Annotated in this window: 20 protein-coding genes and 2 pseudogenes; 11 read left to right on the forward strand and 11 right to left on the reverse strand. The window is 66.0% G+C overall.

The annotated features are described in order from the left end of the window. Window positions 1-187: 187 nt before the first annotated feature. Together ACSLGO_RS13870 and ACSLGO_RS13875 are read right to left on the reverse strand one after the other, a co-directional pair. Entirely contained in the window at window positions 188-1,102 is a 915-nt protein-coding gene (locus tag ACSLGO_RS13870) for a LysR family transcriptional regulator (RefSeq protein ID WP_152274846.1), read from the reverse strand. Between the two features lie 130 nt (window positions 1,103-1,232). Then, a complete protein-coding gene (locus tag ACSLGO_RS13875) occupies window positions 1,233-1,919 on the reverse strand; it encodes a DUF2848 domain-containing protein (RefSeq protein ID WP_263128445.1) in 687 nt (228 codons plus the stop codon). 139 nt (window positions 1,920-2,058) lie between these two features. Between ACSLGO_RS13875 and ACSLGO_RS13880 the strand changes: the two genes are divergently transcribed. Continuing rightward, window positions 2,059-3,417, forward strand: a complete 1,359-nt coding sequence (locus tag ACSLGO_RS13880; protein WP_226802511.1) for an MFS transporter — start codon at window positions 2,059-2,061, stop codon at window positions 3,415-3,417. Here ACSLGO_RS13880 and ACSLGO_RS13885 read toward each other — a convergent pair. Beyond that, window positions 3,414-4,070 (reverse strand): GntR family transcriptional regulator, encoded by a 657-nt coding sequence (locus ACSLGO_RS13885; protein ID WP_091607206.1) that lies wholly within the window; start codon window positions 4,068-4,070, stop codon window positions 3,414-3,416. The genes ACSLGO_RS13880 and ACSLGO_RS13885 overlap by 4 nt on opposite strands. A 33-nt stretch (window positions 4,071-4,103) precedes the next feature. Here ACSLGO_RS13885 and ACSLGO_RS13890 point away from each other — a divergent pair, with 33 nt between their 5' ends. Beyond that, window positions 4,104-4,907 carry a carbon-nitrogen hydrolase family protein gene (locus ACSLGO_RS13890; protein ID WP_091607209.1) on the forward strand — a complete coding sequence of 268 codons (804 nt, stop codon included), beginning with the start codon at window positions 4,104-4,106 and terminating at the stop codon, window positions 4,905-4,907. A 67-nt stretch (window positions 4,908-4,974) separates the two neighbouring features. Here ACSLGO_RS13890 and ACSLGO_RS13895 read toward each other — a convergent pair whose 3' ends face one another. Together ACSLGO_RS13895 and ACSLGO_RS13900 are read right to left on the reverse strand one after the other, a co-directional pair. Next, window positions 4,975-5,430 carry a DUF3817 domain-containing protein gene (locus ACSLGO_RS13895; protein WP_091607211.1) on the reverse strand — a complete coding sequence of 152 codons (456 nt, stop codon included), beginning with the start codon at window positions 5,428-5,430 and terminating at the stop codon, window positions 4,975-4,977. Window positions 5,431-5,523: 93 nt separating this feature from the next. Next, entirely contained in the window at window positions 5,524-6,444 is a 921-nt protein-coding gene (locus ACSLGO_RS13900) for a DUF5996 family protein (RefSeq protein ID WP_387005470.1), read from the reverse strand. Between the two features lie 227 nt (window positions 6,445-6,671). On the opposite strand from ACSLGO_RS13900, the gene ACSLGO_RS13905 reads away from it, so the two are divergent. From ACSLGO_RS13905 to ACSLGO_RS13920, 4 genes and pseudogenes are all read left to right on the forward strand, one after another. Then, window positions 6,672-7,955: a multidrug effflux MFS transporter gene (locus ACSLGO_RS13905; RefSeq protein WP_387005473.1), complete on the forward strand. Its 1,284-nt coding sequence runs from the start codon at window positions 6,672-6,674 to the stop codon at window positions 7,953-7,955. A 201-nt stretch (window positions 7,956-8,156) separates the two neighbouring features. Then, window positions 8,157-8,204, forward strand: a pseudogene (locus ACSLGO_RS13910) (chloramphenicol resistance leader peptide); the annotation flags it as partial. Window positions 8,205-8,232: 28 nt separating this feature from the next. Continuing rightward, entirely contained in the window at window positions 8,233-9,408 is a 1,176-nt protein-coding gene (locus ACSLGO_RS13915; RefSeq protein ID WP_436401311.1) for a Cmx/CmrA family chloramphenicol efflux MFS transporter, read from the forward strand. After that, a pseudogene (locus ACSLGO_RS13920) lies at window positions 9,408-9,642 on the forward strand (IS481 family transposase); the annotation flags it as partial. The gene ACSLGO_RS13915 and the pseudogene ACSLGO_RS13920, both read left to right, overlap by 1 nt. Before the next feature lie 345 nt (window positions 9,643-9,987). Here ACSLGO_RS13920 and ACSLGO_RS13925 read toward each other — a convergent pair. Next, window positions 9,988-11,016, reverse strand: coding sequence for a LacI family DNA-binding transcriptional regulator (locus ACSLGO_RS13925; RefSeq protein ID WP_436401312.1), 1,029 nt, complete (start codon window positions 11,014-11,016; stop codon window positions 9,988-9,990). Window positions 11,017-11,180: 164 nt separating this feature from the next. Between ACSLGO_RS13925 and ACSLGO_RS13930 the strand changes: the two genes are divergently transcribed. Genes ACSLGO_RS13930 through ACSLGO_RS13950 form a run of 5 tightly spaced genes read left to right on the forward strand, consistent with a single transcriptional unit; the run spans window position 11,181 to window position 17,722 of the window. Continuing rightward, window positions 11,181-12,491, forward strand: coding sequence for an ABC transporter substrate-binding protein (locus ACSLGO_RS13930; protein WP_325786905.1), 1,311 nt, complete (start codon window positions 11,181-11,183; stop codon window positions 12,489-12,491). Window positions 12,492-12,503: 12 nt separating this feature from the next. Then, window positions 12,504-13,457 carry a carbohydrate ABC transporter permease gene (locus ACSLGO_RS13935; RefSeq protein WP_325786904.1) on the forward strand — a complete coding sequence of 318 codons (954 nt, stop codon included), beginning with the start codon at window positions 12,504-12,506 and terminating at the stop codon, window positions 13,455-13,457. After that, window positions 13,458-14,276, forward strand: a complete 819-nt coding sequence (locus ACSLGO_RS13940) for a carbohydrate ABC transporter permease (protein ID WP_152274853.1) — start codon at window positions 13,458-13,460, stop codon at window positions 14,274-14,276. Window positions 14,277-14,279: 3 nt separating this feature from the next. Next, window positions 14,280-16,679 carry a beta-glucosidase family protein gene (locus ACSLGO_RS13945; RefSeq protein ID WP_436401313.1) on the forward strand — a complete coding sequence of 800 codons (2,400 nt, stop codon included), beginning with the start codon at window positions 14,280-14,282 and terminating at the stop codon, window positions 16,677-16,679. 11 nt (window positions 16,680-16,690) lie between these two features. Further along, window positions 16,691-17,722 carry an acetylxylan esterase gene (locus ACSLGO_RS13950; RefSeq protein WP_386916931.1) on the forward strand — a complete coding sequence of 344 codons (1,032 nt, stop codon included), beginning with the start codon at window positions 16,691-16,693 and terminating at the stop codon, window positions 17,720-17,722. Here ACSLGO_RS13950 and ACSLGO_RS13955 read toward each other — a convergent pair. The 5 genes from ACSLGO_RS13955 to ACSLGO_RS13975 form a co-directional block, all read right to left on the reverse strand. Beyond that, window positions 17,671-18,111 carry a hypothetical protein gene (locus ACSLGO_RS13955; protein WP_386916929.1) on the reverse strand — a complete coding sequence of 147 codons (441 nt, stop codon included), beginning with the start codon at window positions 18,109-18,111 and terminating at the stop codon, window positions 17,671-17,673. The genes ACSLGO_RS13950 and ACSLGO_RS13955 overlap by 52 nt on opposite strands. After that, window positions 18,108-19,211: a serine hydrolase domain-containing protein gene (locus tag ACSLGO_RS13960; protein ID WP_436401314.1), complete on the reverse strand. Its 1,104-nt coding sequence runs from the start codon at window positions 19,209-19,211 to the stop codon at window positions 18,108-18,110. Before ACSLGO_RS13960 ends, ACSLGO_RS13955 begins: the two co-directional genes overlap by 4 nt. Window position 19,212: 1 nt before the next feature. Continuing rightward, complete coding sequence (locus ACSLGO_RS13965; protein WP_152274858.1) at window positions 19,213-19,722, reverse strand: ArsR/SmtB family transcription factor; 510 nt, start codon at window positions 19,720-19,722, stop codon at window positions 19,213-19,215. 47 nt (window positions 19,723-19,769) lie between these two features. Beyond that, window positions 19,770-20,066 (reverse strand): cytoplasmic protein, encoded by a 297-nt coding sequence (locus ACSLGO_RS13970; RefSeq protein WP_152274859.1) that lies wholly within the window; start codon window positions 20,064-20,066, stop codon window positions 19,770-19,772. A gap of 98 nt (window positions 20,067-20,164) precedes the next feature. Further along, entirely contained in the window at window positions 20,165-20,785 is a 621-nt protein-coding gene (locus tag ACSLGO_RS13975) for a GNAT family N-acetyltransferase (protein ID WP_436401315.1), read from the reverse strand. Window positions 20,786-20,810: the final 25 nt, after the last annotated feature.

Below are 20,810 nucleotides of genomic sequence, written 5' to 3' on the forward strand. Positions count from 1 at the left end.
TGAACTGTTCAACTGCACTCCTGGGGGATTCAGTACCGGCTCGGGCCGGCATCTCCGCGACGCTGCGGGGATCCACCGGCCTGCCACCGGCGGGGCAGAGATGATGATGGGTCAACTCTGGTGACCTGCGTCACAGATGTCCAGTTGATGTTTCTGAAGGCTCTCATCGATTTTGACGATGCGAAGACTAGCTGCCCGCTCCGTACAGGCGTCCGCAGACGGCTTCGAAGGCGAGGGCGCGGCGGGTTGGGCGGACTCCGGCCGGGCGGACGAGCATGACTTCGATTCCGGGCAGGTCATCGGTCAGCCGAAGGGGAACCACTCGACCCCCGGCGTACGTCTGGTCATGGTGCAGCCGCTGGTTCAGCACCGAGTAGCCGTGTCCCCGGGCGACGAAGGAACGCACCGTCTCGTAGCCGGAAGCGCGGTGGCGGATCTTGGGGCGCACTCCGGCGGCCGCAAAGAGGCTCATGAAATATTCGCGGGTGTGCGGCAGGTCCAGCAGGATCAGCGGTTCGTCTTCGAACTGGGCCAGGGACACTTCGCCGTCCGGACTGGCGGCCAGGGGATGGTCTTCCGCGACGATCACGTGGGCGGAGATCCGCTCCACGACCTTCGTGGTGAAGCCTTCGTCCAGTCCGAGGCCGTACATCAGGGCGAGTTCGCATTCGCCTTCCAGCAGCGAACGGCGCAGGTATTCCTGGTCTCCCTCGAGGAATGAAAGCTGCACCCCGGGGTGGGCGGTTTCGAAGGCCTGCAGGATTACCGGGGCCCGGAAAGGTGCCAGCGGAGCAAAGACTCCCACGCGCAGTTCACCCGTGAGTGCATCCGAGTAGCCGCGGGCAGCTTCGTAGAGCGCGTCGGCTTCTTCGAGGAAGGGCGCCAGGTCCTTCGCGAACTGCCTGCCCGCCGCGGTCAGCTGCATTCCCCGCTGCCGTCCGCGGATAAAGAGCTGCACGTCGAGGTCCTTCTCCAGCTGTGAGACCGCGGCGGAGAGCGCCGATTGGGTGACATTGAGTTCGCGTGATGCGGCAGTCATGCTCTCCGCTGCTGCCACGGCCGAGAAGTAGCGCAGCTGCACCAGGGTAAACGGTTTGGCCATGTGCCCATCCTGCCAGTCCAGCTGCGCGCGGCGCCGTGCATGACGCCGCCAGATGACATCTGCGCTCCGGCGCCGGCGGGCAGGGCATGGCCGGCAGCCGCAGCTGCCCGCCATGCCCCGCTGGCGGCAATTAGCCGATCGGTTCAGCCATCTGACGCACGCCGTAGCCCAGCGAAAGGGTTTCGCCGGTGACCGGGTCAGACATCTCGACCTTCCAGCTGCGGGAGAACTGATCCACTCCGTGCAGCATGGCAACGGTCCCGGAAATCAGGACGGTCCCGGGCTTGTCCAGCCCGCGCTCGGCGAGGATGTCCAGCCAGTAGTCGGGGGTCAGCAGGGCTGCGAGCGAGCTGTCCTGGATCAGCGTGTCCGGTACCTCGCCGGCACCAACCCATGCCTTCAGCGTGATGTCGTCCAGGTGGCCGCGGACGTCATCCAGCCGCCAGGCCCGGCGGCCCAGGACGTCGGGGCTGGCATTCTTGCTCCAGGCCACGCCGTGGACTTCCAGCTCACGGTCCGTGTGGTCGCACGCCACGGTCAGCAGCGTTCCGGCGTCGCTGATGACCAGCGCCCATTCCGCTTCACCGGAGGTCTTGCCGTGCTGCACGCTGACTTCGTCAACCTGCTGGGCCAGGTAGGGGGACACTGGGTAAAGGGCCGGAGTCACGGACGGGCCCGGGACACCCAGCTCCGCAAGTTCCTGAATGTGCGCCTGCACTTCATCCTGTTCACGGCCTGCGTAACCGGCGTTGAGCAGGTGCTGTACGTCTACGGCAACTTCGGTGCCGTCCGGAAGCTCGAATGTCAGCGTTGTCATGTTTTGGCCCTTCGGAAGAGAGATTTTACAAACCGGAAATGGAAACCCTCGCCAATCTACATCAAGTATGCGTAATGTATACATCGTTCACACAAGTGGCTTGCATCACTCCCGTCCATACCCCGGAGGTCCTACAACCGTGACAACCACCCCCACTCCCGGCGCCAGCCAGCCGCCGCAGACGTCCTCGCCGGATAGACCAGCCGGCCTCTACAAGGCCTTTGCGGCCAGCCTCACGGGCACCGCTCTCGAGTGGTACGACTTCGCGGTCTACTCGGCTGCAGCCGCCGTCGTTTTCCCCATCATCTTCTTCCCGTCATCGGATCCGCTGACGGGAACCATCCTGGCGTTCTCCACCTACGCCGTGGGCTACGTTTCCCGCCCGGTCGGCGGAATCATCTTCGGCCGGCTGGGTGACCGGATCGGTCGGAAAAAGGTCCTGGTTGCCACGCTGATGATCATTGGCGTGGCCACGGTGCTCATCGGAATCCTTCCCGGCTACGCCACCATCGGCATCGCTGCACCGCTCATCCTCGTCCTGCTGCGGTTTGCCCAGGGCGTGGGCGTGGGCGGGGAATGGGGCGGCGCCGTCCTGCTCTCGAGCGAATACGGAGACCCCAAGAAGCGCGGGTTCTGGGCTTCCGCCGCCCAGGTTGGTCCGCCGGCCGGCAACCTGATGGCAAACGGCGCCCTGGCTATCCTCACGGTTGCCATGACTGAGGACGCCTTCATCAGCTACGGCTGGCGCATTGCCTTCCTGTTCTCCGCCGTCCTGGTGGGCTTCGGACTCTGGATCCGCCTCAAGCTGGAGGACACCCCCGTCTTCAAGGCAATCGAAGCCCACGGCGACCGCCCGCAGGCCCCGGTCAAGGAAGTCCTGACCACCCAGCTGCGGCCCCTCATCGCGGCGATCCTGAGCCGTGTTGGACCCGATGTGCTCTATGCGCTCTTCACCGTCTTTACCCTGACGTACGGCATCCAGTTCCTCGGTTACGAGCGCAACCAGGTACTCACTGCCGTCCTGGTCGGTTCTGCCTTCCAGCTCATCACCATTCCGCTGGCGGGAGCCGTTTCGGACCGCATCAACCGCCGGGTGGTCTACGCGGCAGCGGCGATCCTCGGCGCTGCGTGGACCTTCATCTTCTTCGGCATCCTGGGCAGCAATAACCAGGCAATCCTGGTTATCGGCATCGTCCTAGGCCTGACCTGCCACTCATTCATGTACGGCCCGCAGGCCGCGTTCGTCGTCGAGCAGTTCTCCCCGCGGCTCCGTTCCACGGGCAGCTCGCTGGCCTACACGTTTGCCGGCGTCATCGGCGGCGCCATTGCCCCGCTGATGTTCACGCTCCTGCTCAGTGAGTTCGGCAGCTGGGTACCCGTTGCCGCCTATGTTGGCGTAGCAGGCATCCTGACCCTGATCGGCCTCGCACTCGGACGCGACCCGCACAACACCGAGGACGAGGAATACCGGACCATGCTGGAGACAGAAAAGATCTAGCCGCGGAGCAGGAGGCCCAGCGTCACGTCCAGGTGGCGGCTGATGGCCTCCTGCGCAGCGTCGGCGTTCCCTGCGGCCAGCGCGTCGAGGATCTCCTGGTGCTCGCCGCACACCTGCCGCCTGCGGCCGGAGGTCCGGAAGAGCGCTTCAACGCCAACGAGGATCTGCCGGACCTGCAGCTTGGCGTAGGTGCCGGATATCAGCTCATTGCCTACCGCATCCACGAGCAGCTGGTGGAAGGCCGCATCAAGGCGGATGAACTCGCGGGCACTGGCCGCGTCCAGCAGATCCGGGAGGCCGGCCTGCTGCTCGAGCGTAGCCCGCATCGCCTCCTCCGGAACGGTGCCCGCACCAATGGTGTGGACTGCAGCATGGCGTTCCAGCACGCCGCGCAGCTCCATCAGCTCGGAAATCTGCCTGCCGGTGACCGCGGGGACATAAGCTCCGCGCTGCGGGATCAGCTCCACCAGGCCGTCCGCCACAAGCAGGAGCAGCGCTTCACGCACGGGCGTCCGTGAGACACCGATTTCAGCCGCCAGCTCCTGCTCATTGAGGAACGTACCCTGGCGTGCAGGGTCCACCAGGATGTTCTCCCGGAGGTAGGAAAAGGCTTTTTCGCGGCTGGACGCAGCGGTCCCCGTGGTTTTAGGCATACATTATGTATACAACAAGGAAAGGGGAATCCCATGCGCATCGCGCTTGCCCAAGTTATCAGCAGTTCAGATCCATCCTCCAACCTTGACCTCGTCCGCGACTACGCGGGCCGGGCGAAGGCGGCCGGTGCCGAGCTGGTTGTCTTCCCCGAAGCTGCCATGTGCGCATTCGGGAATCCCCTCGGGTCCGTCGCGGAGCCGCTGGACGGACCCTGGGCTTCCACGGTCCGGCAGATTGCCGCGGATCTCGGCATCACCATTGTGGCCGGCATGTTCACCCCCGGCAGCGGCGGCCGGGTCCGCAACACCCTGCTGGTCACGGGTCCGGGGACCGAGACTTCCTACGACAAGATCCACCTCTTCGACGCCTTCGGCTTCGCCGAGTCCGACGCCGTGGACGGCGGGGACGCGCCGGTAACCTTCAGCCTCGGCGGCATGACCTTCGGACTGGCAACCTGCTACGACGTCCGTTTCCCGGCCCTGTTTACCGCCAATGCGCGCGCCGGTGCTGACGTAAACATTGTGTGCGCCTCATGGGGCGCCGGGCCGGGAAAGACGGAGCAGTGGGACCTGCTCGTCCGGGCACGCGCCCTGGACAGCACCACTTACGTGCTTGCCTGCGGACAGGGCGACCCGGCCTCCCTCGGCCGGCCCCTGGAAGGAACCGCACCCACCGGCGTCGGGCACAGCGCCGTCGTGTCACCGCTGGGTGAGGAACTGGCCGCGCTCGGCGAGGCGCCTGGACTGGCTGTCCTCGACCTGGATCCGGAGCTTGTAGCCCAGGTCCGCGAGCGCCTTCCGGTGCTGGCCAATGCGAAGGATTTCGCCGCGGCCTAGCGTATGCAAAAAAACGCACCGGTGGCTCCCCCCATGGGAGCCACCGGTGCGTTTTCTTTTACCGCTCTTAGCCCTTCGGGATGGGCGGGCCCAGGTAAAGAAGGATCGAAAAGACGACGGCGACTCCGGCGACGGCAACAAGGGCAGCTGCCGCGGGACGGCGCAGCACCAGGGCCTGGACCTTGTCCACGAAGTTCTTCGGCTCCTCGCCGCCCGGACCAAGGCGCCAGCCGCCGTCGAGCAGTCCACGCTTATCCAGTGACTTCTCGAACGGAATGGTGGCCCAGGGAACGACCGCGAGCGCAACGCCCAGCACACCGGTGGCTGCGGACCACTTCTGGTTGACCCATACGAATACGGTCACTGCGGCGTAGGAGAGGAAGACGAAGCCGTGCAGTCCGCCGGCAACGGGAGTGAACACTTCGTTGCCGAAGGCGTACTTGGCCACCAGGGCCGCGATCAGGAGAGTCCACGTCACGGCTTCGGCGAACGCCAGGGTGGTGAACAGTTTGCGTGGAGTCATGGAACAGGGCCGCCTTCCGAAGGGGGTTTGCCAACATTATGTCAGCGTGCCCGCGGACGGCCCTAATCGGGGAAGCGGGGTTCAGGGCTCGGCCTACCGCTGAGCCGACGCCGGGTAAGTCAGCGGTTCGATAATCCATTCCAGGTCCGCCCAGCGGTCCATGCGCTGCACAATTTCGAAGCTCGACTGGCACATGTCCACCACCGCCTGTTCCGGATCCGGATAGGAGAAGGCATCCTCCAGGGTGAGGATGAACTCGCTCATCTGCGGCCGGAACTCCGCGCGGTCCGGCTTCAGCATTGATGCGTAGCTTTCGATGCCGGAGAAGAACGGATACGGCATGCCGAAGAACGCGGGCTGGGACATCTTCACGTCCCCGGGCCAGAAGCCGTACTCCACGAACTTTTCATCGAAGCAGTTCACGCCCACCACATCGGTGCCGCTGTAAGGTGCGGCCTGTCCGGCGAACACCGAACCGGAGAGGTCCATGGTGCCGAACCAGAACTCCGGCATATCCACCTTGCCGCGGAACGGCGAGAGGAACCGGGACAGGCAGCGGTAGGCGAAGTGCAGGTTCTCCAGGTAGGCCTCAACCGCATGCCGGTCCCAGGAGTGGTGCTTGGTGTCCTCATCGAACGGCGTCTGGTCGTAGAACTCCTGCGGCGTGGTGTTGATCTCCGTTGGCGCCCCGATGTAGTCCAGTGCGGCCATGAGCTGCGAGTGGAACTCGGCCACGCTCAATCCGTCGCCGAGCGGGATCCGTGACTTGCCGCCGTCGGTATTCTGCACATCCACGTGGTGCCGGCGCAGGTTGAAGTAGATCTCGAAGCTGAACGCGCCGGCCGGAATGATTCCGGTGCCGATTCCGTCGATGCTCAGCGGCAGCCGGACATGGGCCCACCCCGGCCGCTTGTTGCTGCGTTCAACCTTCACCTTGCCGGCCATCTGCAGGAAGAGGTGCAGGGTGTCTGCCGTGTCCTGCCAGTCGGTGTAATCCAGGATCCGTTTTTCCATGCGTATCGCCTCAGCTCGGGTGGCAGCCAACGGGGGACTCAACAGGGCGGAATGTTCCTCCAGTGTGAAACTCCGCCCTTCCCCGGTCAACGCTTCCCGCCCCCTTCCCGCCGAAAGGGCAGTTACGGCTCCTTTGAGCGTTGAAACGAGCCGTAACTGGCCTTTCGGCGGGACTATACTGGCCGAGGCCCACCGTCTTCATAATCCTGCTTAGGAGCACTTCCCCGGTGTCCAAAACCTCCCCCGCACGCACCTCCTCCCGCTCCCGCAGCCTGAAGTACATCCTGATGCTCGGTGCCCTCGCCGCGCTGCCCGCCGTGACCACCGACATGTACCTTCCGGCGCTGCCGGAGGTCGCCTCGGACCTGGCGACGACGACGACGGCGGCACAGTTCACGCTCTCCGGCACCCTGCTGGGAACCGCCGTTGGCCAGCTGGTCATCGGTCCGCTGTCCGACCGCTTCGGCCGGCGGCTGCCGCTGCTGATCGGTATCTCGATGCACGTGGTGACCTCCCTCCTCTGTGCGATCGCGCCGAACATTGGCCTGCTGATCGGCCTGCGCATCATGCAGGGCTTCTTCAACGCTGCTGCCTCCGTGGTGGCCATCGCGGTGATCCGGGACCGGTTCACCGGATCCGATGCCGCGCGCCTGCTGTCCCGGTTGATGCTGATGATCGGCCTCGCGCCACTGCTGGCACCCACGCTGGGCCAGGCTGTTGCCGGTATCTGGGCCTGGCGGGCTGTGTTCTACGCGCTGGCGCTGATCGGGGTGATCCTGGTGGTCATCGTCTGGCGCTGGATGCCCGAAACGCTTCCCCCCGAACGCCGCCTGGCCAAGGCGAAGAAGGGCACCCCGAAGTCCGGCAAGCCCGGTGGCTACCGGATCCTGCTGCGCGACCGCCGCTTCCTGGCGTTCGCCGTCATTCCCGGCCTGTCCATGGGCATCATCATGAGCTACGTGGTCGGTTCACCGTTCGTGATGCAGGAAGAGTACGGCCTCTCCCCCGCCACCTTCGCGCTGGTCTTCGCCATCAACGGTGTCGCCATGGTGGTGTCCTCGCAGGTCAATGCGTCCCTGCTGAACCGGTTCCCGTCAGCCGGGATCCTGCGCATCGCCGCACCGGTGCTGCTCCTGCTGGCGCTGATCCTGCCGGTCATCATCGCCACCGGGTTCGGCGGTGTGGTGGGCCTGGTTGCCGGACTTTGGGTGACGCTGGGCATGCTCGGCTTCATCTTCTCCAACGCCACATCCCTGGCACTGGACGGCTACGGCCACATGGCCGGAACAGCCGCCGCCCTGCTGGGCTGTCTCCAGGTTGGACTTGCCGGCCTCATCAGCCCGCTGGTTGGAGTCTTCGGCGGATCGGCACTGTCGATGGCCGGGGTGATCATCGGCTGCGCGCTCATGATCAATCTCGTACTGGCGACGACGCCGGCCTACCGCCGCGGCGGGCGACGGCTGGGTGCCGCTCCGCAGCCAGACGGCATCGGCACGCCTGACCAGGCCTAGAAGTGATGTCCAGGGATGTTGTCCTGTCCCGGCGCGCAATGACACCGTGCCGATTCAAGAAGTATCTATCCCGACAGCACACCATTGAAGGCATGTAGAGTTTGGGACATGTCGAGTCCCGAATCAGACAGGTCAGGGGTTGCCGGTCACACCGCCAGCCCCTTGAACCACTAGTTACGACGCCCCGATCTGTGTGGGCGTTTGTCTGGCCCACCCGGGGCACTGGCCGTGGTGACAAGAAGAACCATTTTCTTGATCTCACACCTCGGAGTACTCGTTGCCTTTTCCTCTCTACATGCTCGCCGTGGCGGTCTTCGTCATGGGCACTTCAGAATTCATGCTCGCCGGATTGCTCCCCGCGATCGCGACCGAACTTGACGTCTCGGTTGGTACTGCGGGCCTGCTGACCTCCGCGTTCGCGATCGGCATGGTCGTCGGCGCGCCAGTGATGGCGGCATTCGCTCGCCGTTGGCCACCGCGCCTCGCATTGCTAGTCTGCCTTCTCGTGTTCGCGGGAAGCCACGTCATCGGAGCGATGACACCAGTGTTCTCCCTCCTGCTCATCACCCGGGTACTCAGCGCATTCGCAAACGCAGGATTCCTCGCCGTAGCACTGAGCACGGCCACTACCCTCGTGCCAGCGAACCAGACGGGACGTGCACTGTCGATCCTGCTCTCCGGCACAACGATCGCAACCGTCGTGGGCGTCCCCGCCGGAGCCTTGCTCGGCACAGCGCTGGGCTGGCGAACGACATTCTGGGCGATCGCCATCCTCTGTATTCCCGCGGCCGTTGGAGTCCTTCGCGGCGTCACGAACAGCGTTGGCAGGAGTGCGACTAGTGAGGCCTCACCTAGGCTCCGTGTCGAGCTCCGCCAGTTGGCGGCGCCGCGCCTCATCCTGGCAATGGCACTCGGAGCGCTGATCAACGGAGGGACCTTTGCTGCATTCACCTTCCTGGCACCGGTGGTGACTGAGACCGCGGGCTTGGCCGAAGCGTGGGTGTCTGTCGCGCTGGTGATGTTCGGCATCGGATCGTTTCTTGGAGTCACGGTCGCAGGACGACTTTCAGATCAGCGGCCTGGCCTAGTGCTCGCGGTCGGCGGACCGTTACTGCTGATTGGCTGGATCGTGTTGGCAGTGGCCGCATCTCATCCCGTTGCGCTTATCGCCCTCGTCCTCGTTCAGGGCTTCCTGTCGTTCAGCGTCGGCAGCACTTTGATCACGCGTGTGCTGCATGCAGCATCGGGTGCGCCAACGATGGGCGGTTCGTACGCAACCGCAGCATTGAATATCGGAGCTGCCGCTGGGCCCGTGCTTGCTGCGTTCGGGCTCGCGACCGGGCCGGGGCTGCTCGCGCCGGTTTGGGTCGCCTCGGTGCTGACAGCGATCGCTCTCGCCATCATGCTTCTCACCGGACGCGAGCTCACGAAGACTGCGGCCAGGGCCATTTGATGACCCATCCGAACGCCCTTCTCACTCCTCGTGCACGTCTCCGGTTAGGCCGACTGATTGTCGAAGACTGCCAGCCGGCCACAACCGCCGTAGAGATGTTCATGCCCCCCCCTAATCTCTTCCCGAAAATCGGGCGGCCGCTACCGGGAGGAGGGCGGGTTTGGGACGCGGGACGGCTCCAGTAAGCCGCACCGGATCCTTGGCAGGACGCCGGAGCATCCCAGGACGAAGATCGCAACGAGCGGGCTGCTCCTGCTGGCGCCACATCCTGTGTTCCGATAACGCTGCTTGGCACCAACCCTGTTCATCCTGTGCTGCAGAAACGCCCCTCTCAACCTTTCAGACCAGCGTTATTGCGACACAGGATCCACGCCCCTGGCTCAAAGCGACTGCAATGCGACTCAGGACGCGGACCCCGGACAGAGCCCCACCATGGAGCCCGGCCCCGAAGAGAGCACCGGAAAACCCCGCGCCGGAGCTACCGCCGCTCCACCTTCGCGGGGACGCAGGACCCTCCTCTCAGCGAGGCCCTGCCCCGTGCCAGCACCGGCGTCCGCCTGCAACACTCCTGGCCAGAGGCTAGTTGACCCCGTCCGGCGGAGCACCAGTGCTCTGCCGGACCACCAGGGACGTGGACAGGTCCAGCCGCGTGTTCTTGGGCTGCTCCCCGTCCCGCAGCATCAGCACCATGCGGGTGGCCTCCTCGGCCATCTCGATCAGCGGCTGGTGCACAGTGGTGAGGGCCGGCGAGGACCAGCGGGCCACCTGCAGATCGTCATAACCCACCACGGACAGCTGCTCCGGAACCGAAATTCCCAGCTGCCGGGCGGCGTCCAGCACCCCAAGTGCCTGCAGGTCGCTGCCGGCAAAAATGGCGGTGGGCCGTTCAGGTTGGGCCAGCAGGTCCAGCGCGTGGTCGCGTCCGCCGTCGACGTGGAAGTTCCCGTACCGCACCAGCCCCGGATCGAAGTCCAGTCCAGCTGTATTGAGCGCTGACCGGTAACCGTCAATCCGGGCCAGGGAACACATCAGGTCCTCCGGCCCGGTGATCGCCGCAATCCGCCGGTGCCCCAGGTCAATGAGGTGGCGGGTCGCCATCATTCCGCCGGCCCAATTCGCCGATCCCACCGAGGGAACATCCGGCGCCGGGTCCCCCGCCGGGTCAATGATCACGAACGGTATGCCGCGGGATTCGAGCAGCCGGCGGGACTCCTGCGCCAGGTCGGCAAAGACCAGCACGACGCCGGCCGGCCGCCTGGCGATCACACCCTCCACCCATTCGGGCCCGGGTGAATGCCGGGTGCCGCTCTCGGTGAGCACCACGCTCAGTCCGTGTTCCCTGGCCACGTTCTCCACGCCGCGGATAATTTCCAGTGCCCACGCACTTTCCAGCTCATGGAACACCAGTTCCAGTAGCCCGGATTTGGTGCCGCGGCTCGCTCGCCGTTGGTAGCCGTGCCCGTCCAGGAGGGCTTCAACTTTCGTTCGGGTTTTTCGCGAAACATCAGACCGCCCGTTGAGAACTTTCGAAATCGTGGACAGCGAGACCTCCGCTTCAGCGGCAAGCTCAGCCAGGGTAACGCGCCCAGCCGCAGGCGTTTCTGCCATGTGTTTCTCCTCCGTGCGAAAGTACCCGGCGCGAAGACGCAGCCAAAAAGTGTTGCGCATCACATCCCTGCATTCTAAGCTAGCCGCATTCCAGAACTTTCGGCAAGTGTTTCGAAACTTTCGGAACCCGCTTCCCGGAAGAACTTCCAGTGAGGAGCAGTTCAATGAGGAACAACCGCAGCTGGCTGAAACCAGCTACCGCAGCCGCGGGTGCGCTGGCACTCGGCATGTCCCTGGCCGCCTGTTCGAACAGCGGGGAATCCGCTGCCAGCAACCGGCCGGAAAATGAGGTCCACGTCCTGGTCTACGGCGACGCCGCCAACGACGTCGAGCGGGCCATGGTGGACAAGTTCAACGAAACTTCGGACGTGAAGGTCGTCCTGGACACCATCCCCGGGGCCGACTACCAGCAGAAACTGCAAACCGTCATCGACACGGACTCTGCCCCGGACATCTTCTTCAACTGGGGCGGCGGATCCATCACGGACTATGTGGACGCCGGTCTGCTGATGCCGCTGGATGACTTCATTGAGGAGGACCCCCAGCTCAAGGATGCCTTCCTCCCCTCGGTCTTTGACACAGCCGTCGTGGACGGGCAGGCGTACGGCATTCCCATGCGCGGAACCCAGCCGGTGATGCTCTTCAGCAACGAAGAGGTCCTGGCCAGTGCCGGCGTCGACGGCGCTCCGGAAACGTGGGACGAGCTGCTGGACGCAGTGGAGAAGCTCAAGGCCGCCGGCGTCACCCCCATTGCGCTCGGCGGTGCCGACGAGTGGCCCACCCTCATGTGGGTGGAGTATGTGTATGACCGCGTCGCCGGACCCGAACTCTTTGAAAGCGCCCTCGCCGGGGACACCGAAGTCTGGGACTCCGAGGAAAGCCGGGAAGCCCTGGGCATGCTGCGCGAACTGGTTGACTCCGGTGCCTTCGGCACCAACTTCCAGTCCGTGAAGTTCACCGACGGCGGCTCCGCATCGCTGCTCTCCAGCGGCCAGGCAGGCTTTGAGCTGATGGGCTCCTGGGCCTACTCAACGCACCAGGACGCGGCTCCCGAATTCGTGGAGTCCGGCGCCCTGGGCTACAGCGAGTTCCCCACGATCGACGGCGGCAAGGGAGACCCCGCCAACCTGGTCGGCAACACCAACAACTTCTACTCAGTCCTGGCGAACACCCGGTACCCGGACACTGTCCGCGACTTCCTCAAGCTGATGTACTCGGATGACTTCGTCCAGGAGCAGGTGGCCATCGGCAACCTGCCCACCACCACCAACACCGAGCAGTTCCTGGACGCATCCGCTGACCCGGACTACGCCCGCTTCCAGTACGGACTGGTGGAACAGGCACCGGCCTTCCAGCTTTCCTGGGACCAGGCCTACCCGCCCTCGGCAACCCCTGCCATCCACGGCGCCATGTCCGATTTCTTCAGCGGACGGATCGACGAGGACGGTTTCATCGCCGCCATGCAGGGCCTCTAGGAACTCCATCTGATGACTGCACTGCTTCCTCCCAAGCCGCCGGCGCTGCCGGACGGATCCGAACGGGTCCGTCCGGCAGCCGCCGGCCGCTCGGCCCGCTCAACCCGTCCCGGGCTGGCCTGGACCCTGCCGGCCACCGTGTTCTTCCTGCTCTTCGCCGTGATCCCGCTGATCGCCGTCGTCGTCCTGTCCTTCATGAGCTGGCGCGGCATCGGCGAGCCCAAGTTCGTCGGCATGGAGAACTGGCAGGAACTCGCCGGGGACCCGGTGATGCTCAAGAGCCTCTGGCTGTCCCTGCTCTTCATCGTCCTCGGTGTTGCCACGCAGACGCCGGTGAGCATGCTGCTGGGCGTGTGGGCTGCCGGACCGCAGCGCAACCGCGCTGTCCTCAGCGCCATCTACTTCGTGCCGCTGCTGCTCTCCTCGGCCGCCATCTCGGTGCTGTGGCGGGCGCTGCTGGATCCCAACTTCGGCGTGCCCTCCCAGTTCCGCTGGCTGTTCGGGGACGGAAACCTGTTCGGGCACCAGGCAACTGCAGTCGGCGTCATCATCTTTGTGAGCATGTGGCAGTTCACGCCGTTCCATACGCTGATCTACCAGGGCGCGGCACGGGCCATTCCGCAGGTGCTCTACCAGGCCGCGGAGATCGACGGCGCCGGGCGGGCACGGACCTTCTTCAGCATCACACTCCCCCAGCTTCGCAACTCCATCATCACGTCCGTAATCCTGATGGTGGTGGGCGGACTGACCACCTTCGAGACGGTGCTGATCCTCACCAACGGCGGGCCGGGAACGGACACCACCATCACGGCCTTCTACATGTTTGAACAGGCCTTCCGCCGCTTCGACTTCGGCATCGGAGCCGCCGTGGCCCTGGTACTCGTGATCGTAGCCACCACCATCTCGCTGATCATGGTCAAGGTCTCCGGCTACGACAAGATGCGCAGCACGCTGGAAGGGGTCTAGATGCGCACGCGCCCCAATTACATTGCCGGAGCCGCCGCCGTCGTCTGGCTCCTGATAGTTGCCCTGCCGCTGTACGTGATGATTGCGGCCAGCGTCCAGACCCGCAGCGACTTCAGCGCCGGCGGACCGCTCTCCTTTCCCACCAGCTTCACGCTGGAGAACTACGCCGGTGTGTTCCAGAGCGGGTTCGGGCTGTACTTCCTGAACACCCTGATTGTCACCGGCGGAGTGGTGGGAATCGTGCTGCTGGTGGTGCCGCCGCTGGCCTACGCCATTGTGCGCAACCAGTCCCGCACCACCACGCTCATCTTCCGGTTCTTCCTGCTGGGCCTGGCCATTCCGGTGCAGGCGGTGATCGTTCCAATGTTCTACCTGATCAACACGGTGGGACTCTATGACACCCTGCTGGGCATCATCCTGCCCACCGCGGCGTTCGCCCTGCCGATCTGCACGCTGATCCTTTCCGGAACCATGCGGGACATCACCCCGGAGCTCTACGAGGCGATGGCCGTGGACGGCGCCGGAACCTGGCGGACCTTCCTCCGGCTGGTGCTGCCGCTGTCCAAGCCGGGGATCTCCACGATCGCCGTGTTCGCCGCCCTGCAGGGGTGGAACGGTTTTCTGCTTCCGCTGATCCTGACCCAGTCGGAGTCCACCCGGGTCATCACGCTTGGCCTCTTCAACTTCCAGACCCAGTACGGCATCAACGTTCCCGGCATCCTCGCCGCGGTGATGCTTTCAATGATTCCCGTGCTGCTGGTTTACCTCTTCGCGCGCCGCGCACTAGTCCAGGGCCTCATGGGCGCTGGCGGAAAGTGACTCATGTCGAACACCACCACCAAGCGCGTCCCCTGGCGGGATGCCTCCCTTCCCCCCGCCGAACGCGCGGATGCCCTGCTCGCCCAAATGACCCTGGAGGAGAAGACCGCCCAGCTGATCGGCGTGTGGGTCGGCGCATCAGCCGACGGCGCCGAGGTGGCACCGCACCAGCATGAGATGAACGAGCCGCCGGACCTTGAGTCGCTGCTGCCTGCCGGGCTGGGCCAGCTGACCCGCCCGTTCGGCACCAAACCGGTCGACGCCGGCGCCGGTGCCCTGTCCCTGATGCGCACCCAGGAGCGGATCGCCGCCTCCAACCGGTTCGGCATCCCCGCGATGGCGCACGAAGAGTGCCTGGCCGGGTTCGCGGCCTGGGGCGCGACGGCGTATCCGGTTCCGCTGGCGTGGGGCGCCACCTTCAATCCTCAGCTGGTCCGCCGCATGGCCGGAGCGATTGGGGAGGACCTGCGCCGGGTGGGCGTCCACCAGGGACTGGCACCGGTGCTGGACGTTGTCCGGGACGCCCGCTGGGGCCGGGTGGAAGAGACCATCGGCGAGGACCCGTACCTGGTGGGCAGCATTGCCACGGCTTACATCCAGGGCCTGGAGCAGGCCGGAGTGGTGGCCACGCTGAAGCACTTCGCCGGTTACGCTGCCTCCCGCGCCGGCCGGAACCTCGCGCCGGTCTCCATGGGGCCGAGAGAATTCGCCGACGTCGTCCTGCCGCCGTTCGAAATGGCGGTCCGGGAGTCGGGCGTGCGCTCGGTAATGCATGCCTACACAGATACCGACGGCGTTCCCTCCGCTGCCGACCATTCGCTGCTGACCGGGCTGCTGCGGGACACCTGGGGATTCGACGGCACCGTGGTGGCCGACTACTTCGGCATCGGGTTCCTGCAGGACCTGCACGGTGTGGCGGGAAGCCGCGGCGAGGCGGCCGGCGCAGCGCTGGCCGCCGGAGTCGACGTGGAGCTGCCAACGGTCGACGCCTACGGGGAGCACCTGCTCGAAGAACTGAAAGCCGGCCGGGTTAATCCGGCCCTGGTGGACGCAGCCGCGCGCCGCGTCCTGCTGCAGAAGATCGGCCTTGGCCTCCTGGATGAGGACTGGACCCCGGCCCCGGAGGCGCTTCCCGCCGGGGCCGCTGACCTCGAAGCCGTCCAGTCCACGGTGGACCTGGATCCGCCCGGAAACCGGGAGCTGGCCCGGGAACTGGCAGAGGAGTCGATTGTCCTGCTCAGCAACAACGGAATCCTGCCGCTGCAGGCGCCGGCGCGCATCGCCGTCGTTGGCCCCAATGCGGAGAACCCGATGGCGTTCCTGGGCTGCTATTCCTTCCCGGCACACGTCGGCTCGCAGTTCCCGGAAACCGCCGCGGGAATCGACCTGCCCACGGTGGCCGCCTCGCTGCGAAACCAGTTCCCGGAGCGCAGCATCGAGTACGTGGCCGGCTGCGGAATCGATGATCCTGACGCGTCCGGAATAGCCGCCGCCGTGGCAGCGGCCCGGAACGCCGACGTCGTGATTGCGGCACTCGGTGACCGCGCCGGGCTTTTTGGCCGCGGCACCAGCGGCGAGGGATGCGACGTCGAATCGCTGGTGCTGCCCGGTGTGCAGCAGCAGCTCCTGGATGCGCTGCTGGACTCCGGAACCCCGGTGGTGGCCGTGCTGCTGACCGGCCGCCCCTATGCGCTGGGAACCGCGGTGAGCCGGGCCGCCGCCGTCGTGCAGGCCTTTTTCCCGGGCGAGGAAGGCGGGCCCGCCGTCGCGCGTGTGCTCAGCGGGGCGGTCAACCCGTCCGGGAGGCTGCCGGTCAGCGTTCCGGCGACGCCGGGCAGCCAGCCCGCCACGTATCTGGCAGCGCCGCTGGCCGGACCCACGGACGTCTCCAGCATCGACCCGACGCCGGCGTTCGGGTTCGGTCACGGGCTCAGCTACACGGAGTTCGCCTGGGACTCTCTCTCCGTGGAGGATGCGGAGATCGGCACCGCCGGTGAAGCCGTTGCCTCCCTGACCGTAACGAACACGGGACAGCGCGACGGCGTGGAGGTGGTCCAGCTGTACCTGCACGATCCGGTGGCGTCAGTGGTGCGGCCCGTGCAGCGGCTGATCGGCTATGCCCGGGTGCCGCTGCAGGCGGGCGGATCGTCCCGGATCCGGTTCACGGTTCCGGCGGACCTGGCGTCCTTTACCGGGGTGGACGGGAAGCGGCGGGTGGAGCCGGGAGAACTGGAGCTGCGGTTTGGGGCCTCCAGCACCGACATCCGCCTGAGTGCAGGGATTGCGCTCAGTGGACCGGTACGCTCGGTGGACCACAACCGGCGGCTGCACTGTGAAGTTCGCGTTGAGGAAGTTCACAGTGAGGCAGTGGATTCAGTGCCGGTGGACGTCACGGCCCCCTAGGAGGAATCTACGTGTATACGGATCTGCCCGCTGACCAGCTGGCCGCCTATCTGGGCAGCCAGCAGGACCCGGAGGACTTTGACGCTTTCTGGGCGCAGACCCTGGCGGAGGCACAGGCCCATCCGCTGGACGTCAGGCTGGAACGCGTCAATACGGTGCTGTCCACCGTGGATGTTTGGGACGTAACCTTCAACGGCTACGGCGGCGAACCCATCCGGGCGTGGCTCCGGGTGCCGGCGGGCGCATCCGGGCCGCTGCCCGGCGTCGTCCAGTTTGTGGGCTACGGCGGAGGGCGCGGCGACGCATCCGAAAACCTCTTCTGGGCCTCGGCTGGCTTCGCACACCTGCAGATGGATACGCGGGGCCAGGGTGCAGGCTGGAGTAAGGGAGCGACGCCGGATGCTTCCGGGAGTGCCGGCCCGCAGGTCCCGGGGGTGATGACGCGCGGCATTGCGGATCCGCAGTCCTATTACTACCGGCGGCTGTTCACCGATGCCGTGCGGGCAGTCGCTGCGCTGCAGTCCCTGGACGTCGTGGATCCCGCCCGCTGTGCAGCGGTAGGCGGCAGCCAGGGCGGTGCATCGGCGGTGGCCGCCGCAGCGCTGGCTCCCGGGCTGGCAGCCGTCTGCGCCTACGTCCCGTTCCTCTCGGACCTGCCGCGGGCCGTGCAGGTGACTGACGCGTATCCGTACCGGGAAGTCCGAGATTACCTTTCTGTTCACCGGACGCAGGCGGAGCGGGCTCTGGGCACACTCTCGTACTTCGACGCCGTCAACTTCGCGCGCCGCGCCACGGTGCCGGCGCTGTTTTCGGTAGCGCTTATGGATGAGGTGACTCCCCCCTCCACGGTGTACGCCGCCTATAACAACTATGCCGGGACTAAGGAGCTGCTTGTCTGGCCGTATAACGGCCATGAGGGCGGAGGCATCGAGGATGAGGTAGCCGCTGCCAGGTTCCTGCAGGGTTTGCTGGCGGTGAGTGAGCCGGCCAGTCAGCCGATGGCCGCAGAAACAGCCACCGCAGCAGCCAGCACCAGCGCGTAGCTGCCGAGCGTTATTGTCCCCGGTTCCCGGGACTGCCCGCCGCGTCGACCGCGCGTGGACTCCGCCCGGGCGGCTGCCGGGTCCGCCCCGGATGCCGAGTCTGCGACGGACGCAGTCCTTGGCAGCGAATCCCAGCGAATCACGGTTCCGGCCGTACCCGCAGCCAATGCTGCGACGGACAACACCCAAAGCCAGATGGTGACCGGCGACCATTCGACCACGAGCCGCATAAAAACCGCCACAGACGCGGTCTCCAGCAGGGCGGCCAGCAGTCGCCGCCGGCTGCGCGCTGCTGCGGGACCGCTGCTCGTCCAGGCGGAAGCCGCCACCCAGCTGCAGGAGAGCAGCAGCACCAGCGGAAGGACCCAGCCGATAATCGCGGGGATCACTCGGGTCCTCCTGCCAACAGCTCGAACACTGCTCGTTCCTGTCCGGCAGAGACGTTGGAGAGCATCACCACGGCGCGTCCGGCGTCGCGGTCCAGGGCAACCATGGACCAGAATCCACCGGTCTGCCCGTTGTGCCAGGTGATTTCCCGGTCCCCTTGCTCCTCAACCACCCAGGCCAGGCCGTACCTGCCGCCGCTTCCGTCGTCCCACTGCGGTTCCAGCGCCGCAGCGCCCGGGGCCGTTCCGTCCAGCTGGGTCCGGGCGTAGAGCACCAGGTCAGCGGCGGTGGACCGGATTCCGCCCGCAGGCGCCGTGCCGTTGGCTGTCCAGGCCCGTTCCGCACGGCCGGCAGCGCTGCGGCCGGTGGGAGCGCCGTCGGGTAGGTTCTCCACGGTGACCGGGGCGAAGGTCTCCTCCAGCGCCAGCGGGGCCAGCACCCGCTCAGCCAGGAGTTCTTCCCAGCTGGTGCCCGCGGCTTTGGCCAGCAGCTGGCCGAGGAAGGCGTAGCCCAGGTTCGAGTAGGTGGCCGTTCCGCGGCCGTCCAGGCGGGAGGCCTGCGCCTGTTCCAGGACCTGGTCCGGTGAGGCGGTATAGGGATCCCGGTTCAGCAGCTGTCCGGCCAGGAGGGAGGGCAGGGTCTCGAGACCCGCCGCCAGCCGAGGCAGACCGGAACGGTGGCTCGCCAGCTCGGCCAGGGTCACGGTGCCAATTTCAGCATCCGGATCCAGGAGGTCCTCCCCCAGAATGTCCGCAACCGTGGTCTCCAGCGTGAGCTCACCCCGGTCCACGGCATCGGCGAGCAGCGAGGCGGTGAAGGTCTTGCTGACGGAACCGATCTCGTACTGGGTATGTTCATCCGCTCCGAAGCCCGCGTACCGGATGTCCTCCCCATCGATGTACGCGACGCTGACCTGGTCCGCCGGCGCAGTCAGCAGCGGCCGGACGCGTTCGGCCAGTGCTGAATCGCCGGTGACGTTCCCGGAAAGCCTCGGCGGCCACGGCGCTGCGGCGAGGCCGCACAGCAGGACGACGGCGGCCGCGGCACCTCCGGCGATCAGGCGGGGCGTCAGTTTCCTGGCGCGGATAACGGTTTCAGGCATGTCAGTTCCCTCCAGCGGCGGCGGTCAGGATTGCCAGCAGCGGAATGACCCGGGCCCCCGGTACGCGGTAGCGGGAACGTGCGTGGGCCGCGAGCCATCCCTGGGCGCTGAGCTGGTTCACGTGGTGGTAGATCTGCCCGGCTGTCCCGGCTCCCAGCTCCTCGGCCAGGCCGGCCACGGTCTCGGTTCCGCCCAGAACTGCGCGCAGGATCGCCAGCCGCACCGGGTTGCCCAGGGCGGCGAGCGAGTCGGCGAAGGGTGCCCAGTCGGCGTCGAGCAGGTGACCTGTTTCGAGGCCGTACTGGTACTCGTACCGTTCGCCGCCCGGTGTGCTGGCGGTACCGGCGAACAGAACCGCCCCCGGCGCCGGGTAACGCTCCCGGATACCGTTCAGCGCCCAGAAGACATCATCAGTTGCCGGGTTGCCCTCCGGCGGGGAGGCTGTGAGCCGTTCTTCCAGGGCGGCAACACGTTCTTCAAGTGCCTGCAGCCGGTCGTCTTGCAAAGTCATGTTTTCAAGAGTTACGTAACTCTTGAAATAGGTCAAGGATTCTTGAATTACTCCTTGAGTTCGACGAAGAACACGTGGGTGTCCGTCTCGCCGATGTTTTCACCGACGTGTTCCTGGGCTGGCAGCCATTGGACCGTACCGGCGGGCAGCTCAACCTCCCGCTCGTGGTCGCCGGAGATTAGCCTGCGGCGGAAGGAACTCGCGGTGACCATCACGCTGTCCGGGTGCCGGTGGACAACGGTCCGGTGTCCGGGGGTATCCCGGTATTCAAGCACCCGGACGCGGTCATTCTCGAAGACCACCGAGTAGTTGCCGGGGTTCGACTGGACTGGATCCTGCGTCATACCCCGAAGGGTAGGCCTGCGGGCGCCTCCACTGAAGGGGTCCTGCCAATCAGCACCCGAACGCTGGCCGGAGGTGACGGCCCCGCAGGCTGGCACTTTCAGAGCTGGCCGGGTAGCCACAGCTTCTGCTTCGGCGGGAAGCGGGCGTCGAACGCGTCCACGTCCTCGTCACTCGCCACATAGCCGGGCGGGTCCCGGTAAACCCAGGGGCCGCCGGCCAGGTAGCCCTCCCGCAGTTCAAGCGCCTGCAGGTAGGGTGTGGGCTCGTCACGGGGAACGCCGTCGTAAGAGATTCCCAGTGTCTTCGCCTCCGCAAACCCGAACCTGCGGTAATACTCCGGGCTGCCGGTAATAACGACGGCGCCGAAGCCGGCTTCGGCGGCTTCGGCCAGTGTGTGCCCGATGAGCGCCGCGCCGTAGCCGCGCTGCTGGTATTCCGGCAGGACGGAGACTGGTCCGAAGACCAGGATGGGCAGCACAGCTCCGTCCTCCCGGTGAAGTTCGGCACGGCTGTACAGAATGTGGCCGGCGATCCTGCCTTCCGCTCCCAGGACCTGGCTGAGCTCCGGAACGAAGTCCGGCAGGGAGCGGTAGCGGTGCAGCAGGAAGTGCTCCACCGCCCCCGGCCGGTACACGTTCCAGAACGCTTCGCGGGTCAGGTTCTCCACTGCGGCGTAGTCTGCGGGGGTTTCCGGCCGGATGACGTAGTTAGTGCCCATGCCGGGACACTACCCCGGAACACAC

The organism is Arthrobacter sp. IK3 (genome assembly GCF_051337705.1).
GTDB lineage: Bacteria > Actinomycetota > Actinomycetes > Actinomycetales > Micrococcaceae > Arthrobacter_B > Arthrobacter_B koreensis.

Coding starts and splice junctions, on each gene's coding strand:
- ACSLGO_RS13870 (WP_152274846.1), bottom strand. CDS start 1,102: ATGGCCAAACCGTTTACCCTGGTGCAGCTGCGCTACTTCTCGGCCGTG.
- ACSLGO_RS13875 (WP_263128445.1), bottom strand. CDS start 1,919: ATGACAACGCTGACATTCGAGCTTCCGGACGGCACCGAAGTTGCCGTA.
- ACSLGO_RS13885 (WP_091607206.1), bottom strand. CDS start 4,070: ATGCCTAAAACCACGGGGACCGCTGCGTCCAGCCGCGAAAAAGCCTTT.
- ACSLGO_RS13890 (WP_091607209.1), top strand. CDS start 4,104: ATGCGCATCGCGCTTGCCCAAGTTATCAGCAGTTCAGATCCATCCTCC.
- ACSLGO_RS13895 (WP_091607211.1), bottom strand. CDS start 5,430: ATGACTCCACGCAAACTGTTCACCACCCTGGCGTTCGCCGAAGCCGTG.
- ACSLGO_RS13900 (WP_387005470.1), bottom strand. CDS start 6,444: ATGGAAAAACGGATCCTGGATTACACCGACTGGCAGGACACGGCAGAC.
- ACSLGO_RS13925 (WP_436401312.1), bottom strand. CDS start 11,016: ATGGCAGAAACGCCTGCGGCTGGGCGCGTTACCCTGGCTGAGCTTGCC.
- ACSLGO_RS13930 (WP_325786905.1), top strand. CDS start 11,181: ATGAGGAACAACCGCAGCTGGCTGAAACCAGCTACCGCAGCCGCGGGT.
- ACSLGO_RS13935 (WP_325786904.1), top strand. CDS start 12,504: ATGACTGCACTGCTTCCTCCCAAGCCGCCGGCGCTGCCGGACGGATCC.
- ACSLGO_RS13940 (WP_152274853.1), top strand. CDS start 13,458: ATGCGCACGCGCCCCAATTACATTGCCGGAGCCGCCGCCGTCGTCTGG.
- ACSLGO_RS13945 (WP_436401313.1), top strand. CDS start 14,280: ATGTCGAACACCACCACCAAGCGCGTCCCCTGGCGGGATGCCTCCCTT.
- ACSLGO_RS13960 (WP_436401314.1), bottom strand. CDS start 19,211: ATGCCTGAAACCGTTATCCGCGCCAGGAAACTGACGCCCCGCCTGATC.
- ACSLGO_RS13965 (WP_152274858.1), bottom strand. CDS start 19,722: ATGACTTTGCAAGACGACCGGCTGCAGGCACTTGAAGAACGTGTTGCC.
- ACSLGO_RS13970 (WP_152274859.1), bottom strand. CDS start 20,066: ATGACGCAGGATCCAGTCCAGTCGAACCCCGGCAACTACTCGGTGGTC.
- ACSLGO_RS13975 (WP_436401315.1), bottom strand. CDS start 20,785: ATGGGCACTAACTACGTCATCCGGCCGGAAACCCCCGCAGACTACGCC.